At 43.8% G+C, this 16,134-nt stretch carries 17 protein-coding genes and 1 pseudogene; 10 read left to right on the top strand and 8 right to left on the bottom strand.

What is annotated here, in order from left to right; translation table 11 throughout:
* The first annotated feature begins 313 nt into the window (after positions 1 to 313).
* Both hemG and GWI56_RS00550 read left to right on the top strand, forming a co-directional pair.
* Positions 314 to 835 carry a menaquinone-dependent protoporphyrinogen IX dehydrogenase gene (gene hemG, locus GWI56_RS00555; RefSeq protein WP_198571836.1) on the top strand — a complete coding sequence of 174 codons (522 nt, stop codon included), beginning with the start codon at positions 314 to 316 and terminating at the stop codon, positions 833 to 835.
* Between the two features lie 107 nt (positions 836 to 942).
* On the top strand, positions 943 to 1,470 hold the full coding sequence (locus GWI56_RS00550) for a cytochrome b/b6 domain-containing protein (RefSeq protein WP_198572024.1): 528 nt from the start codon (positions 943 to 945) through the stop codon (positions 1,468 to 1,470).
* Between the two features lie 106 nt (positions 1,471 to 1,576).
* Here GWI56_RS00550 and GWI56_RS00545 read toward each other — a convergent pair whose 3' ends face one another.
* From GWI56_RS00545 to GWI56_RS00535, 3 genes are all read right to left on the bottom strand, one after another.
* Positions 1,577 to 2,332: a DsbA family protein gene (locus GWI56_RS00545; RefSeq protein ID WP_105251591.1), complete on the bottom strand. Its 756-nt coding sequence runs from the start codon at positions 2,330 to 2,332 to the stop codon at positions 1,577 to 1,579.
* A 312-nt stretch (positions 2,333 to 2,644) separates the two neighbouring features.
* Entirely contained in the window at positions 2,645 to 3,289 is a 645-nt protein-coding gene (locus GWI56_RS00540; protein WP_131524261.1) for a DNA-J related domain-containing protein, read from the bottom strand.
* Positions 3,290 to 3,623: 334 nt separating this feature from the next.
* On the bottom strand, positions 3,624 to 4,277 hold the full coding sequence (locus tag GWI56_RS00535) for an oxygen-insensitive NAD(P)H-dependent nitroreductase NfsB (protein ID WP_028761757.1): 654 nt from the start codon (positions 4,275 to 4,277) through the stop codon (positions 3,624 to 3,626).
* Positions 4,278 to 4,471: 194 nt separating this feature from the next.
* Here GWI56_RS00535 and GWI56_RS00530 point away from each other — a divergent pair.
* Positions 4,472 to 4,651, top strand: a pseudogene (locus tag GWI56_RS00530) (transposase); the annotation flags it as partial.
* Between the two features lie 245 nt (positions 4,652 to 4,896).
* A complete protein-coding gene (locus tag GWI56_RS00525) occupies positions 4,897 to 5,724 on the top strand; it encodes a DUF6602 domain-containing protein (protein WP_198571835.1) in 828 nt (275 codons plus the stop codon).
* 490 nt (positions 5,725 to 6,214) lie between these two features.
* Here the strand turns inward: GWI56_RS00525 and GWI56_RS00520 are convergent, their stop codons facing one another.
* The 3 genes from GWI56_RS00520 to GWI56_RS00510 are packed head-to-tail and all read right to left on the bottom strand — an operon-like array spanning position 6,215 to position 8,355.
* Complete coding sequence (locus tag GWI56_RS00520) at positions 6,215 to 6,940, bottom strand: amino acid ABC transporter ATP-binding protein (RefSeq protein WP_198571834.1); 726 nt, start codon at positions 6,938 to 6,940, stop codon at positions 6,215 to 6,217.
* Positions 6,933 to 7,613, bottom strand: coding sequence for an amino acid ABC transporter permease (locus tag GWI56_RS00515; RefSeq protein ID WP_006085903.1), 681 nt, complete (start codon positions 7,611 to 7,613; stop codon positions 6,933 to 6,935). Before GWI56_RS00515 ends, GWI56_RS00520 begins: the two co-directional genes overlap by 8 nt.
* A 7-nt stretch (positions 7,614 to 7,620) precedes the next feature.
* Complete coding sequence (locus GWI56_RS00510; RefSeq protein WP_011847627.1) at positions 7,621 to 8,355, bottom strand: basic amino acid ABC transporter substrate-binding protein; 735 nt, start codon at positions 8,353 to 8,355, stop codon at positions 7,621 to 7,623.
* Between the two features lie 370 nt (positions 8,356 to 8,725).
* Here GWI56_RS00510 and GWI56_RS00505 point away from each other — a divergent pair, with 370 nt between their 5' ends.
* Positions 8,726 to 9,607 carry a hypothetical protein gene (locus GWI56_RS00505; RefSeq protein ID WP_198571833.1) on the top strand — a complete coding sequence of 294 codons (882 nt, stop codon included), beginning with the start codon at positions 8,726 to 8,728 and terminating at the stop codon, positions 9,605 to 9,607.
* A gap of 8 nt (positions 9,608 to 9,615) precedes the next feature.
* Here the strand turns inward: GWI56_RS00505 and GWI56_RS00500 are convergent, their stop codons facing one another.
* Positions 9,616 to 10,506: a LysR family transcriptional regulator gene (locus tag GWI56_RS00500; RefSeq protein WP_131525583.1), complete on the bottom strand. Its 891-nt coding sequence runs from the start codon at positions 10,504 to 10,506 to the stop codon at positions 9,616 to 9,618.
* A gap of 122 nt (positions 10,507 to 10,628) precedes the next feature.
* On the opposite strand from GWI56_RS00500, the gene GWI56_RS00495 reads away from it, so the two are divergent.
* The 5 genes from GWI56_RS00495 to GWI56_RS00475 all read left to right on the top strand — a co-directional run bounded on the left by GWI56_RS00495 (position 10,629) and on the right by GWI56_RS00475 (position 14,887).
* Entirely contained in the window at positions 10,629 to 11,063 is a 435-nt protein-coding gene (locus GWI56_RS00495) for a CidA/LrgA family protein (protein WP_198571832.1), read from the top strand.
* Between the two features lie 2 nt (positions 11,064 to 11,065).
* Positions 11,066 to 11,785 carry an LrgB family protein gene (locus tag GWI56_RS00490; RefSeq protein ID WP_198571831.1) on the top strand — a complete coding sequence of 240 codons (720 nt, stop codon included), beginning with the start codon at positions 11,066 to 11,068 and terminating at the stop codon, positions 11,783 to 11,785.
* A 175-nt stretch (positions 11,786 to 11,960) separates the two neighbouring features.
* Positions 11,961 to 12,452, top strand: a complete 492-nt coding sequence (locus GWI56_RS00485; protein WP_198571830.1) for a GNAT family N-acetyltransferase — start codon at positions 11,961 to 11,963, stop codon at positions 12,450 to 12,452.
* Positions 12,453 to 12,848: 396 nt separating this feature from the next.
* Complete coding sequence (pbpG, locus tag GWI56_RS00480; RefSeq protein WP_105251600.1) at positions 12,849 to 13,817, top strand: D-alanyl-D-alanine endopeptidase; 969 nt, start codon at positions 12,849 to 12,851, stop codon at positions 13,815 to 13,817.
* 164 nt (positions 13,818 to 13,981) lie between these two features.
* Positions 13,982 to 14,887, top strand: a complete 906-nt coding sequence (locus tag GWI56_RS00475; RefSeq protein WP_242068323.1) for a hypothetical protein — start codon at positions 13,982 to 13,984, stop codon at positions 14,885 to 14,887.
* A 29-nt stretch (positions 14,888 to 14,916) separates the two neighbouring features.
* On the opposite strand, the gene GWI56_RS00470 is transcribed toward GWI56_RS00475, so the two are convergent.
* Positions 14,917 to 16,014: a calcium:proton antiporter gene (locus GWI56_RS00470; protein WP_025008445.1), complete on the bottom strand. Its 1,098-nt coding sequence runs from the start codon at positions 16,012 to 16,014 to the stop codon at positions 14,917 to 14,919.
* Between the last annotated feature and the right edge of the window lie 120 nt (positions 16,015 to 16,134).

Here is a 16,134-nt window from a genome sequence, read left to right as displayed (position 1 = left end):
TTGTGAGGCAGTTAAAACTACCGCATATACTTGGGGTGTTTGGCGCTAAGCCCGTGATCTATTTCATGTAAATTGGCGGGTAAATCACCTAGTATGAAATATCTTAATTGTCATTTTACTTTTGCATACCAAGTTAAATTCCACTGGAATGCCAATGACTCTGGGTGTCCATTGCTACTTTTAGCGCATTTAGTCTGAGCGTTGTGATGTCATTTGATATGCCGAACGGGCATAGAGAGTCGAAATTAAGTCGCCTGCACCGTCTTTTCTAGGCCGCTTATTGTTATTTTGCTTGGGATTAATCGAGGCTAAATTGAAAAGAATTCTTATCATTTACTCTAGTGTTCACGGCCAAACCCAAAAGATTGCTAAAAAGCTCGCACAGCAGTTAATGGCTTTGGGTAATGAAGTGGTTACTGCCGATATCAAGGCCGCTCCAGTGCTCACTGAGTTCGACAAAATCATCATAGGCGCCAGTATTCGCCATGGTAAACATAACCCAAGTTTGTACGAGTTTATTGAAAAGCATCAAGCCGTATTGACGGATAAGGTCAGTGGTTTTTTCTCTGTCAGCTTAGTGGCACGTAAACCCGAGAAAAACACCCCAGAGACCAATCCTTACATGCAGGCATTTTTAAGTAAAACCACTTGGCGGCCACAGTTGTTGCGCGTTTTTGGGGGTAACCTGAATTACCAAGGTTATAACGCCTTAGATAGAAATATCATCCGTTTCATCATGTGGTTAACGAAAGGACCAACGGATCCAGTTACCAATGTGGAATACACGGATTGGCAGAAAGTGGCTGAATTTGGTGAGCAGATCCACAGCGCTTAAGCTTGATATCAAATTTCGGTGCTTCATTTAGCCCTATTCTATTCGCGCCCAGCAAGCTGTACGTATGCCTTAGTCACAAGGGCAAAGGAGCATTAAATATGATCAGTATGATGACTAAACTTCGCTCCTTATGCCGAGTCATTATGGCGCAACTGCATGTGTGGATTGTCGTGTTGACTATTTTACTCGTGTGTTCCAGTCCGTGGATTTTTATGGGCCGACGGATACCCGATAACGCCAGTTTTTGGGATTATTTGCATGTATATTTAGGTTTAGCGTGCACTGTGCTTGGGATTCTTTTCTTACTCAGCAATACCTTGCGTGGCAAGTGGCACCAATACTTTGGCTGGTTGGCGGGCGATTGGGCGCAGTTAAAGCAAGATATTGTTGGACTTGCTAAAGGCAAATTCCCCGTGGCTGGTGGCAAAGGGCTGTTTAGTGCCATAGAAGGTATCGGCATGCTGTTGCTGGTGGCTACAGGGGTTACGGGCCTAGTTTGGTTTATCGTTCAAGGGACGCCAACAGCACTGGCATGGCGTGGTTATCATCAAGTCTTTGCGCAGGCTTTTATTGGTTTCTTGATCCTACATCTCGTCTTGGCTGCGAGCCATGTTCTTGATTTTATTCGGCAATAAACTTCAGAACTCATATTGAGCGCTTATATCGATAGCTTGGATTGAACACGTATAAAAATGGCCTCCTAATTTGGTGGCCATTTTTTATTCCAACGACTGTCTTTAATTAGCTAAGACGTTGCTGACGGGTCACACCAATTGCGGCGGCGAAGACTAGAAATAACCAGCCTAGACTGCCACCCGATGAGGTTTTAGCGGGGGCGGCATCTTTCTCAACAGCAAGGTAGTTAATTAACCCAATTAACTCATCTAAGGTTTTGATGCTGTTTAAATTTACCGCATATTTATCGTTCACGATAAAGGCGGGTACGCTGTCGATTTTGAATTCATTCTGCTGGGTGCGCCACAGGGAAAGCTTTTCATTAGTGCTTTTGCTATCGGCTAATTCATCGTATTTAGCAGCATCGACACCAAATTGGGCGAAGACTTTTTTGATGTCATCACGGCTGTTAATTTGCGGCTCGTGCTGATGGCCAGGTGCACTGTGATCGTGGCCGTTTGCGCCCTCTGCACCTTGGATTGCGGTAAACATGGCATGGGTTAAGGCGTCTTTGTTATCAACGCTTTGGATCACGGCTAATGAACGCATCACTTCGGTGCCAATGTCGCTATTCATAAAGTCGACATGCTTATTGTCGAAACTTATCTGTTTGTTGAGGTTTGCCTTGATATCAGGCAAATAGTTGGTTTCCATATTGAAGCAGTTATGGCAATAAAATGAATAGAATTCAGTGAGTTTTGGTTCGCTGCTAGGCGCTTTGGTCGAGATTTGAGTGTAATGTGTGCCTTCAACAAAATTGGCGGCAAAGGTGCTCAATGGTGCAATCGCTAAGGTTACAGCCAAGGCTAATTGTTTAATCATAGTTTCCTCAAATTCGGTGGGATTGAATTCACAATGTCAGTCGTTGTTATCGTTGATATTCAACGGTCAACATTAGAGATAGAGTGAGCTTCAACCTAGGAGTTAAGCTAGCCCAAATGGCAGCGTTGACACATAGGTTCAGGTTAAATGGAAAGGCTTAATTATGACTGAATTGGCATGAAGCTAGTAGGCTAAATCTGTGATCTCAATGGAAGTTTTACCTTAGATTTGGCAGGACTGCAGACAGGATCGCATCGCTAAGTCGGTGCATGTTGATTAAAGCCCCGTTCTGCATCATCACTGGCTAAATTCTTACGCAATATCCCTAAGCGACTGCCAAGCTTCGCACACCTCGCGAAAACGCGCCGCATCGCCATCGGGTCTGTCTGGGTGCCATTTGAGTGCTAAACGACGCCATTGCTTGCGGATATCACGGGCGGTAGCACTCTCGTCTAATTCGAAAACTCGCAGCGCGTTACCTTTGTTCATCAGATTGATATTTAAGCCAATATAGCTCTTATAATTGCTCCAGAATGCCTCAAGTAATTCTCGTACTACGTTTTCGCTGGTGTCGTAGTTATTCCAATCGAGGTAATACTCACGCAGGGAAGTATCTTGCATTATCAGCAGGTTAACGTTTGATGGTACTAAGCGGAAGATTTGAATTTCCATGGCTTTGACTTGCAGCCATTGCTTGGGCAGTAATATTTCTTGCAGCTCAAACAGGGCGTTCATCAGCAGGAAGTTACGTTTGAATAAATCGTTACCCGGATTTTCATCAAGCTGGTGGATCAGCCCTTGGGTTTGTAATTCAGTGGCTAAGTGATGGATTTTCCAACTTTGATTTGAAGCTTGTAAAACCGTAAGCAACGGCCAAATCAGTGGGTTATCGCCCTTAGTGTTTGCAACTCGAATCGATTGAGATTCTTCAGTGAGTGAGGGTTTGGCAAATAACATACTGACTGTCCCATCCTAAATTGTGAGTGTTACCAATGCGCCGATAAAACCGCTGTTCTGCAACAAAGATGACTCGAAAGGCGACGATAAATGATCATTCACGAAGTTGAGCCGCAAACTATGCCACAGAGCCAAAGTGTAGGCAAAGATGAATTTTAGAGCAATACCGTGATGGTTGACTCCTACTTTAGATGGTTTCTCGGTGTAAATAAGCCGTTAACAGCAGTGAGGTTTTAGGGGAAGGTAGTTAAGAGAGGGCTAGCTTTAGACATGATGCCCTTGTTTATATCACATAAAATCAAGGGCATGCTTATTTTTCACATAGAGTGAAGGACTAGATCTCGGTGAAGATCACTTCTTGATCTAAGCGAGACTTAGGCAATTTAGCGTTGAAATCATTTTCTGAGTGATAACCCAAGGCGACAACCACGCAGGCACATAGACCTTGCTCTCTTAAGCCTAGGACTTGATTCATTTTAGTGGCATCAAAACCTTCGATCGGACACGCATCAATATCTAATACACTTGCACCGAGCATTAAAGTGCCAAGTGCTAAGTAGACTTGTTTTTCCATCCAATGCTGGGCATCTTTCAGCTCAAATTTATGCATATTCGCGAAGAAAGAACGGCCATTATGTTGGCCTTGCTTGGCTTCTTCATTAGCAAAACGGCCATCCTTCGCTTCTTGCTCGAGCACTTGCAGTAAGTGTGCTTCATCTAATTGAGCACGAGCACAGAGTACGAGTACATGGGAAGCATCGAGAATTTTTTGGGTATTAAACGCATAGTTTTCGGTCGCTTGGGCAACTAACGCTTTACCTTCCGCCGTACTCGCTAACACAAAATGCCAAGGCTGTGAGTTAGTCGATGATGGGCTGTACTGCAATAAAGTTTTGATTTCTGCTATTTTATCCGCAGGAATCGTCTTAGTTGGATCAAAGGCCTTAGTGGTGTAGCGCTTTTTGGCGAAGAAACTTAAATCACTCATGTAACGGCTCCAAATCATTAAGGAATACAAATTCAATGGCAGCATTTTAAGCAGGTTTAAGTAAAAAACAATGTGATCAAGGCAGGTATTAGTTTCAAAAAAAATTTGAAACTGGGTGTAGGACAAGTGATGAAAATAATTGAAACATAAAGAAGCTTAATTGAAGTGCTAGATAGGGATTCTGCGAATTTATTGCTAAGTTACTGACAATATTAAATATTCACCATGACAATTGGCTCAAATTCATTACTGAGTTTGGCAAGCTATTTCATGGCCCAGTGGGAGCGCAGCAAGAACTGACCGATTACTGCGAACATTTAGAAAAGCGACGACGGCACTTTGCGACAAGCTGTCAGCACTTTCACAGCAACTAACTGTAATCCTGCTTAACCAAACCAATCACTGCCCATTTGTTTTATAGGGTGGGTTAGTATGTCTTAAATGCACCAATTTTTTAATAAGTTAGCTCATTTTTATGACTCAGCTTTAGCCCTTCAACTTTTGATGACTCTAATTTAAGTAATTTTAGCTCGTACAAGTTGTAGACAAACCAAAAGTGCATTATGTTGTTGATCTAAAATGGATGGCCGAATTTTTTTAGATTTTTTGGGGTGACTTGATGACTGATTTGCTTCAACTGTTAGCATTGGAAATGCAGGATATCGACTTCCGATTCAAAAAATCGAGCATTGAGGGTAAGGGCACACCCCAAGAGGTATCGGATAGAAGGGAATCGGTTGTTAAAAAGCTGCTCGAAAAGTACTTCCCTTTTCCATTTCGGATTGCTAAAGGCAACGTTATAGACAGCTTTGGAATGCGTAGTGCTTCAATCGATTGCTTAGTCCTTAATCCAGACCATCCCTATACGGTAAGTGACGATGATCGGTTTTCAGTGATACTGGCTGATGGCGTGGACTACGCAATTGAAGTAAAGCCCGACTTAACAAGTAAAAGCGAAATTGAGCGGTCGTTGCACCAAATTCATACGGTCAAAGAGTTGACGCGAGTAAGACATGGCATGCTAGGTCGTGCTGCTGCACCATACGTAAAGAAGATCCCTTGTATCGTCTTTTCTAACACTGCATATGCCAATCTTGAGTTGCTTACACAAACAATTGTGGAATATTACGAAGGTAAAGGTATTAAAAGGCAAAATCAGTTTGATCTTATTGTCATCAACAATCGCGCGATCTTGGTGAATATGAGAAAGAACTCCTATTTTTTTCCTGCGAACAACTCCTTAGGCGAAGGTATATATATTCTTCAGTCTGGCAGCAATACACTCGCGGCACTCTTGTTGTATCTAAACTCCTTACCATTGTCAGCACCAAGAATGAGCTCAAGTGTGCTGTCGCATTACATTAAGAGTGATGACAGCTTGGGATACTTGCAGTGTTACGCACATCTTAATGAACGATTGAATCAGCTCGAAATTGCGAGCAATTAATACAGTCTGGCGTTGGCAATGGTTGCGAAGGTCAAGATCGCCTAACAAGAATTTAAGGTTTTAAGATACTTTTTCTGTCTATTTAGGTGGAGTTAGTTCTATTGCACTAACACGCTTTTTGTAGCGTATGTCCGGTGTCTTTTAAATCTACAGGTTATGCTAAAGCCAAAAAGGTGAGTCGTGGTGATTTGCGAGACGACCGTCCGCCCCATGGACGGGGCGGTCGAGCATCCACGGATGGACTGGCTGCGAGTCGATGAGCGAATGCCATGGCTCACCCATCCGTAGGAGCCAGCATTTAAGTTACCAAGTAACAAATCATTTAGTCGTACTAACCCTCTATTTTTTTAAGCGCTTCTGTCCAAAATTGCGTTACGTATCTCTTTTAAATCTACAGGTAACGCTAGTGCTAAAAAGGCAAGCCAGAGAGTTATGCAAGATGGCAATCCGCCCCTGCCTCCAATGATGAATTTAACTTAAGCTGCTTAAGCTAGCGCAGTACCTTGCTTAAAAACGCTTGGGTACGGGCTTCTTTCGGGTGAGTGAATAGCTCATCGGGTGGGCTAGATTCGACCACATAACCGCCGTCCATAAAGATCACTCGATCGGATACATCCCGTGCGAACCCCATTTCGTGGGTGACAATTACCATGGTCATGCCCTTTAGCGCTAAATCCTTCATCACGTCTAATACATCCCCGACCATTTCGGGATCGAGTGCCGATGTTGGCTCATCGAACAGCATCAAGTCTGGTTCCATGGCCAATGCGCGGGCAATGGCGACCCTTTGCTTTTGGCCGCCCGATAAACTGGCGGGGTAGGCATTGGCTTTGTCACTTAAACCAACCTGTGCCAGTAGGTCGAGGGCTTTGGTCTCGGCTTGATTTGGCGTCATTAGTTTTAGACTAATGGGCGCTAAGGTGATGTTTTGGATGACGGTTTTATGGGGGAACAGGTTAAAGTTTTGAAACACCATGCCCACTTTTTGCCGCAGTTTATCTACGCAGGCGTTTGGCGCTGTGATCAATTGACCTTCAATCTCAATATCGCCTTGGCTTGGCTGCTCTAACAGATTGATACAGCGCAAAAAGGTACTCTTGCCACTGCCGCTTGGACCGATCACGCTCACCACTTCGCCCTGACGAATATGCTCGCTAATGCCCTTGAGCACTTGGTTATCGCCGAAGTTTTTATGCAGGTTGGTTATTTTAATCACTTTGTTTCAACCTCTTTTCAAATTTCGACAGCACAAACGTGAAGCTGTAGGTCAGGAATAGGTAAATAAGGGCACAGGTAAATAAGGGCACACTGTCCTCGAAGGTACGGCTACGGATGATTTCACCGGCGCGCATAAGGTCAACACCACCGATAAAGCCAATGACAGCGGTTTCCTTGAGGAGCACGATAAATTCATTACCAAGTGCGGGGAGAATATTCTTAATCGCTTGGGGCAGAATAATCGACTTCATGGTCATTGCTTGGGACAAGCCAAGTGAACGGGCCGCTTCGGTTTGACCTTTATCAACGGCTTGAATCCCTGCGCGGATTATCTCAGAAATATACGCGCCGCTATTGAGACCAAAAGCGATAATGGCGGCAGTGATCTTATCGACATCTAAGGCAGAAAGCACGATGAAGTAAAGGATCACTAATTGCACAACTACTGGGGTGCCACGGATCACGCCGACATAAAGATTGGCGGGGAAGCGGATATACCACTTAGACGACATCTTCATAAAGGTGGTGCCAATGCCTAACACTGCGCCTAATAACATGGCGAAGAAAGTGACGATTAATGTCACTTTCAAACCATTTAATATCAGCAGTATGCCTATCATGCCATCTTCGCCAATCGGGCTAAACAGCGAGGTATTAATTGCGTCTATCATGCTGATATCACTTTATATGGGCAGAAACGAGCGTCTGATATTGGCCGTCAGCTTTCATGTTAGCCAGTGTTTTATTGATGCTCGCCAGCAGTTCAGGCTGCTCTTTCGACACGGCGAAACCATAAAACTCAGCAGGAAAATCCAGTTTAATCATCTTTAATTCAGGATTTTTAGCCAGATAGTTAGCGGCAGGTTCGCTGTCGAATAACACTAAATCTACCTTTGAATTTTTAAGCTCCATAATGGCTTCGAAACCCGTATTAAAGGCGGTGATATTTTGGGTGTATTTCTTCGACATTATGTCAGCAGTTGTGCCTAACTGCACCGCAAAGTGTTTGCCTTTAATATCTTCAAGCGTATGAATGCTATCATTATCTTTGTTGACGAGTACCACTTGAGTCGCTTCGTAGTAAGGCTCAGAGAAGTTTACGTTGGCCTGACGTTCAGCGGTAATTGTCATACCTGAGGCGATAAAATCAATCTTGCCTGAATTGAGTGCGACGATCAGTGAATCGAACTTCATGTTTTCGACTTTGAGTGTCTTGCCCGCGTCTTTAGCGATTTGCTTGGCCAGATCGATATCAAAGCCTTTAATTTCATCGCCACTTTGGCCGCCAACATATTCAAAAGGAGGGAAGGCGGCATTGGTGCCAACGACTAACACGTCATCGCTTTTTCCGCATCCAGCTAACAACAAGGTGGCAGTTAAGGTCAGGCCGCCTAATAACATGGACTTTTTCATTTAAGACTCTCTTGTTCGATTTCACTATCAGTGTGGCGACTATAGGCAGATGAGCATTAAGTGTCAATAATTATGCTTTTAATTTGATTAAAAATTCATTTCTATTTTGCAGTTTTCAGTCGCAAGATTGAGGGGCGCTGCTTTCCTGTACAAATTTGTGTGTAAGTTGTTTTTTCTGGGTTGAATTATTGTGCTTTGGTCTGTAACTATTGTTACTGTTAGGTTTTTGGCTATCTATACTTCTGTGGTGTTTATTAGCGGCTTCTCAATGAGAGTGTCATAATTTGAACTATCGCCTATTATTCTTTGATTAAATTGGCTAGTTTAGCCGCTCTTTAACGGCAACCTTAGTTGGTGTTATTCCTATTTTATGCAGTTTAATCCTCTGGCTGATTTGATTATCAAGCTAGAAACGATGTTTCAGGAGTCAAAAGTGAACTATCTCAACTCAGCATTAGTGTGCTTAGCCCTGTGCTTATCGAGTGCACTGCAGGCCGAAGAGCAAACTCAGTGGCATTACAGCTTAGGCAGCCATGATTTTGTGGTCGAGGATTCTCACACCTTAGGGGTAAATGCGAGTCTATTGTTAGAACATAAAACCCAAAGCGATATTTTGCTGACGGCGGCGCTGGATGCCTATATAGACGTAGATGTCGATAAACTTGACCCTGACCATATCCCTGTGTGGTTTAAGTCTGCCTATGCCGCGAGCGGTGAACTTTATCGTGTTAATCCCGCGTTTTCATTCGGTTGGCAGTTCGATTTACAGGGAAAGCGTAATACCGTTAGCTCGGTTGAGAAACAAGCTAAGGTATTTCCTGGGCTGACAGCTAACTTTGATGGGCAACAATTACAGGCCCAGTTCAAGGCGGGTGCGGGTTATTACTATCTCGAAATCGATGACGATGTGCCTAGAACTCGAGGTTACGATCGTGGCGATTTTGGGAATGGTACGTTTGCTTATACCTTTATGGGAAGTGTAGGGGCTAATGTGACGCCTAAGCTACATATGCAAGTGGCCGCACAAACCTGGCAAGACGAAGACCAATGGTTAGAGAATCAATATCGCTTTGAGCTGAGTTACCAAACCGATTTTTGGCGGCCTAATAGCGTGTTAATGCTGAGTGCTGAGCACACGCAATACAATTTAGACCACTATGCCAAAGTCGATGTTAACTCGGCTGAGTATTTGCCTATTCTGCCGTGGGATAGCGATACGCTAGTGCGTTTAAGCTTAGTGGTTCCTTGGTAAGAATAGGGTTATTTATGGGTTAAGTGCTTCTCGACTAGGGCGATCATGGCTTGAGCTGCGAAGGACAATACTTGGTCTTTGCGCCAAAAGAGGGATAACTCCCAGCGCAGCTCGTCACTCGCCAGTGGGATATTTACGACGCCGGGTACACTGTAGCGCCGCGCGATGGAGCGCGGTAATACCATAACCCCTGTGCCCGCGGCGACTAAGGCAATCCCGAAATCGGCTTGGCTAACGCGGGTGATGTTTTTAGGGACAAATCCGGCGTGTCGGCAGGCATTGAGCACTAATTGATAGAGAGTGTATTCGGTTTCGAACATCACCTGAGGGTCGGCACTAAGATCGCTAAACGATAATATCTGTCGGGTGGATAACGGATTTTCCTTAGGCAGTACCACTACCATAGGATCGTTAAACACGCGTATGCCGTCATAGCCCTCATCAAAATCAATAATCCCAGTGGCTAGTTCAATTTCGCCCTTTTGGATTGCCGCGGTTTGCTCTACACCGCCACGGACGAGTAAGTGCATCTCTATCTGCGGATATTGCTGGCGATATTTGGCAATAATCGGGGCAAAAATTTCGGCACTCCCTAGAGGAGCCAATCCGAGATTGAGTTCGCCCGCGGTTAAGCTGCGTTGGGCCGTGAGTTCAGCGAGCATGCGTTGTCGGCCAGCGAGTAACTCTTTGCCATGTCGATAAACAACTTCGCCCGCGGGCGTGAGTTTGACTTGGGTGCCGCGTTTACCGCGTTCGAGTAAGACGAGGTCTAGCTCCTCTTCCAATTGGCGTACGGCCTTTGATAGTGCAGGTTGGGTGAGATGGACTTTTTCGCTGGCTTTACCGAAGCCTCCAGCATCGACGATTTCGATAAAATAGCGGATAACTTTGAGGTCCATTAAGGTTCACCTTTAAATGTATTCTTAAAATTCATGCATTACATTCTTAATATTCATTTTTTTTATCAAATAGGCAAGCCTAGAATAGCCCTATAGAAAACTTTGTTCTAACCGAGAGAATCATGTCATTCCCACAAGCCGCAATACGTCAGTGTCGACATTGGGCTTTGTTATTAAGCCAAATCGGCCTCTTCTGTTTACTGTCCTTCGCATGTCACTGGTTCGCCACTTGGGCACATTCTCCTATTCCAGGAAGTGTGATTGGCTTAGGCATACTCTTATGTTTATTAGGTTTTAAACTTATTCCTGAAAATGCCGTGCAACTGGGCGCCGCTTGGTTGATTGGTGAGTTATTGCTGTTTTTCATCCCGCCAGTGATATCCGTTATTAAGTACGAAGGTTTGTTTGAGCAATACGGCACCAATATATTATTCACTTTAGTGATGGGCAGTGTGTGTGTGATGTTTGGTACAGGCTTTGTGGTCGATAGAGTGTTTCGTTTTGAGCGCCAACTGAACATCAAAAAGCAAGCCCGTCGCCACGCTAAGGCAGCTTAGTTATGAATGACTCAAGAGTGGTGGATTTTGTGTTGTCGCAGACGGGATTAGCCCTATTCAGCTTATTGCTGACCATATTCTGTTACTTCGGTGCCAAGCGTCTCTATAAGTACCATAGAGTCTGGTGGTTAGCGCCCATAGTATTAGCGCCAATAGTGATTACCTTATTGGTGTTTAATCTTAAGATCCCGCTGCCAACCTATTTTGAATACACCCATTGGTTGATGGCCATGTTAGCGCCAGCGACTATCGCCTTTGCTTTGCCGATTTATCGTGAGCGTAACTTGATCCGCCAGTATCCGCTGACGATTGGTTTAGGTGTAACGGCCGGATTGTTTCTGGGGATGATGTCTTCTTGGCTGCTGGTGAAGTTTGTGCCTTTACCGGTGGAATTGTCTAAGAGTTTGCTGGTGCGTTCGGTGTCGACTCCCTTTGCGATGGAAGCGACCAGTGCCTTTGGCGGCGTGCCTGAGTTGACGGCTATGATGGTGTTAATTACAGGCGTTATTGGCATCTTGGTGTGCGATCCCTTATTTAAATTTATGCGTATTCGTACTTCGTTAGGTAAAGGTGTTGCTCTAGGGGCATCTGCCCATGGTGCTGGCGCCGCAAAAGCCAATGAAATCGGCAAGCAAGAGGGCGTTATCGCCAGTTTGACTATGATTTTTATTGGTATCGCTATGGTATTAGGCGCACCCGTTTTTGCATTGATTTTTATCTAGGCTTTGAATGCTATCGTGTGAGTTTTATGGCTTGAATTTACACACCTCAATTTCGGCAAATTTGCCTCTTCGAGCGCTAACTCCTTCTCGGTTATGCGCTTTTTTTTTGAGCTTACCTTCATAAAATGTGGCATGCTGTACCAAGTTGAAATACATAGTATTAATGGTGATACCTATGTCTAGTAAGTCAGACAAACAACCAAACACGCAATACAGCGTGAGTTTACGCCCGATTATTGAAAGTGATCTTGAAGCTATTTTTGTGCATCAAAGCGATCCCATTGCTAACCAGCTTGCTCAATTTCCTCCTCGGGATCGAGAAGCATTTTTTAAACATTGGCATCAAAATATTCTGGGACAAGTAAATGTATTGCCAAGGGCGATAGTGGTCGATGGCAAGTTTGTGGGCAATATTGGGCATTGGCAAAGTGATGGACAAGCGCTTATAGGGTATTGGATTGACCGTGAATATTGGGGCAAAGGTATCGCGACACAGACCTTAGCGCAATTTTTGCCTTTAGTCAGTTTAAGACCCCTCTTTGCCCATGTGGCTAAACATAATTTAGCTTCACAGCGAGTGCTGCTCAGACACGGCTTTGTGCTGACAGACCAACTGATACAAGAGTGTGAAGATACTGAAGCTTTACTCGAATTTGTCTTACGCTAGCGGATAAGATGCTATAACGCGACATTTTAGGGCGTATGTTAACGCTTTCATTCGCCTAAAATGACGTATTTAGATGCTTGAAACCACTGTTGTACAGGGACTTTTGTTAAAAGTGCAAAAAGTCGCCCATTATTTTCATTTTAAATTATTCTACTGAAAAAAGCCTCTTTCTAAGATTTTGTCTCTACTGTAATTGAAAAGCCTAGATCTAGATGCTTTATTGCTCTGAATTGGTGACAGGTTAAGCTGGTTTTATATAAAAAAATTGAGAAGAAAGTGCTGATCTTACTGATAAAAGTCTAATTGCATTCTATTTCTTTCACTGTAGAACTCCTATACTTAGCCAAAACCTGTGCCATAGCACAATCGATCCCTTATCTATTCAGTGAAATCTATATGAAGATCCGTTTTCTGCTCAGTAGTTTTATTCTTGCGTGCAGCAGTCTCACCGTTGCCACGACAGCGCATTCAGCCGATTCGGCCTCTGTCGCATATAAAAGCACCAAAACTCAATCGACAGCAAAAACGAAGCAAGCACCATTAAAGCAAGAAATTGCAGGACGTAGTGCGATAGTCGTGGACTTAAAAACCAATGAAGTGCTTTATTCCAATAATCCTAATGCAGTAATGTCAATTGCATCTGTCACTAAGTTGATGACAGCTATGGTGGTGCTGGATGCAAAGTTACCTATGGAGCAAAAGCTTGCGGTAAACATCCGGGATACCAAAGAAATGAAAGGTGTTTATTCTCGAGTTCGTATCGGCAGTGAAATCAGCCGTAAAGAAATGTTATTGCTAACCTTAATGTCATCAGAAAACCGTGCAGCTGCAAGTCTTGCACATCATTATCCCGGTGGTCATAAAGCTTTTATTAAGGCGATGAATGCCAAAGCAAAAGCGCTGGGAATGAAAAATACCCGCTATGTTGAACCTACAGGTTTATCCTATAAAAACGTTTCGAGTGCCAGTGATCTGATTGTATTACTCAAGGCCAGTGAAAAGTATCCTATGCTAGGCCAGCTGAGTTCGACCGAGAAGAAGACGGTTACCTTTGCCAACCCAAGATACAGTTTAGATTTTCGTAATACCAATCGTTTGGTTTATAAAGATAACTGGGATATTCATCTAACCAAAACAGGCTTTACGAATGCAGCAGGGCACTGCCTTGTGATGCGTACTGAAATGGCAAAACGCCAAGTGGCATTTGTCGTGCTCGATGCTTACGGCAAATATACTCATATTGCGGATGCTAACCGTTTACGTAACTGGCTAGAGACTGGCAAAGTCACTCCTATTCCTGCTGAAGCTAAGCAATACAAGAAACAACGTAGCCAGCAGCAATTAGCTAAGTTGAGTGAGACCTAGTTTCTCGGTTGCAGCTTTATAAAAGTACAAACATAAAGGCCAGATGAGCAATCAATCTGGCCTTTATGTTTTAACGCTTTGAGTTTCTACTCAATTTTGGTAAATTTATGATGGATTTGAGCGTACCATAGTCGTTATTTTATGTTCTCAAGGATGACATTCGTGTGGATGTATTTTTAAAAAAAATTCAACTTATCTATTTTCCCTTCTTATTTCTCAGCCTGTTATTTGTTTCTGGTTACAGTTTTGTCCATTGGCTGTTGTTGGTTAACCTTGAGTTTTTTAGCCTAGATGAAGATATCGTTAATTTGTGGCTGCCGCAGATACTGTCTTGGTTATTGTCGATCATTTATATCCGACCTAGGCTAAAACGACTCAAGTTTGTTAAAGATAATTCGCGCTTTTTCTATTTATTGATCGCGGTGCAATTAATGGCTGTTCCTTGCATTGTTGCGCAGGAATATCTCAAGACTGCCACGGGGAGGTTAACGCAATTAGCATCGATACAAGAATTGTATCTCCATAAAAATACTCAGTATTATCAGTTGCAGCAATCTTATATAGATAAGACGCAAATTGGTTTGCAGCGAAGCCTAGAGGTTACAGGTAAACATAGTCGTCACTTAAATATGGCGCTGTATATCGCTATGCCGATTTTTGCAGAGCGTGCAGACAGTTGGCATGCTAATGCCCTCGCTTGGTATGGTAAAGTTTATCAGCAGGAGATCAGTAATCGACTTGAACCCAATGAGAAAGAAGCGCAATTCAAAGCATTTTTGGCTAAATCCCTAAATGAGTTCAATGAGTTGGACCCCCAGAGTTTTGTTTACCTTGAACGATTAGCCCCATCCTCTCTTCGTTCAGAGTTGCTCAGCGCCGCACAAAAAAGTCCGCTTTATCAAGCTGAACATCAAACGATTTTTATGCCCAAATTTGAACCATTTGAGGCTCGTAATGGCCATAAGTTAGTGTGGATTTTTATCTGGTTTGTTGTTGGCGCTTTAGTCTGGTTTGTACTCTTATTGCGGGTCAATCTGGATGAGAAAAGCGTAAAGCCGAGACGCAAATAAATCACGCTCGGCCTTGGATTTAATAAAGTTTAGGCATGTTCAAACATTAAGAACAAGTAAACGATAAACAAGACTATATGAGTCGCGCCATGCAATGCATTGGTGCGACCGCTACTAAAGCTGACCTTACAGACCATTAAACTGGTGATTAACAGCACCATGTCGGCGGGTGACAGGCCTAAATGGACTTCTTGATCTATCACGCTGCCAATAATTAATACCGCAGGGACTGTGAGTGCTATCGTCGCGAGCACTGAGCCAAAATACAGATTCATCGCCCGCTGTAATTGATTGTTTAACGCGGCCTTAAAGCCTCCCACTGCTTCGGGAGATAAAATCAAGCAGGCCACAATAAAGCCCCCTAATGCCTGTGGAGCGCCTAGGGTTGCTACGCTGTAATTGATGGGCATAGCTAAGGTTTTTGCCAGCAAAATGACCACGAGCAAGTAGCCAATTAATAGAATCGTATGGTAAGCATTACTGCGCAGTATGCCGTGGTGTTCCTCATGGTCTTCATGATCGGCATCGACAAAGAAATGGCTGTGGCTCTTCGTCTGTACCACTAAAAAGACGCCATAGAGCAGAATTGAAATAATGATCAGCATCCAAGACATGGCTTTAGACATGCCGCCAATAGTGCCACCTTCGGTAAAATTAGGCAGTACTAAACAGAGTAGGGCGAGGGGAATAATCGCCACGAGATAGGATTTTACGCCATCTAAATTGAAATGCTGGGTATGGTAACGCCAGCCGCCAAGTAATAATGTAAAGCCCACTAAGCCATTGATGATCAACATGACGACGGCGAACATAGTGTCGCGCGCCATGACAGGGTTGGGTTCTCCGGTCAGCATCACGGAGGAGATCATCACCACTTCGAGTGAAATGACCGATAAAGTTAAGATTAAGGTGCCATAGGGATCGCCAAGCTTAATCGCTAGTGCATCTGAGTGGCGTACCACAGAGAAAATAGCCCAAGTCACTACACCCAATAGGGCGAGTGAAACGGGAATATAGGTCGAGAGGGCGGTGCCATCGGCGAGTAGGCTATCGCCACCGGTTTTAAAGAATACTAAGGTCAGTATTCCCAGTAGCAGGGCTAACTCGTCTTTCATAAATGTCTTCATAGGCAATTTGTCCTAAACGAAAAAAAAGGCCGTTAGTATAGACACTGGTTATGGCACACTTTGCATGAAACTTCCTTTAGATTTGGAGTTAAGGATAAATGTTTGAACTAGATCGCTTTT

The organism is Shewanella sp. DW31 (assembly GCF_015767295.1).
GTDB classification, from domain to species: domain Bacteria; phylum Pseudomonadota; class Gammaproteobacteria; order Enterobacterales; family Shewanellaceae; genus Shewanella; species Shewanella oncorhynchi.
This window is presented reverse-complemented; position numbering and strand designations above follow the sequence as displayed.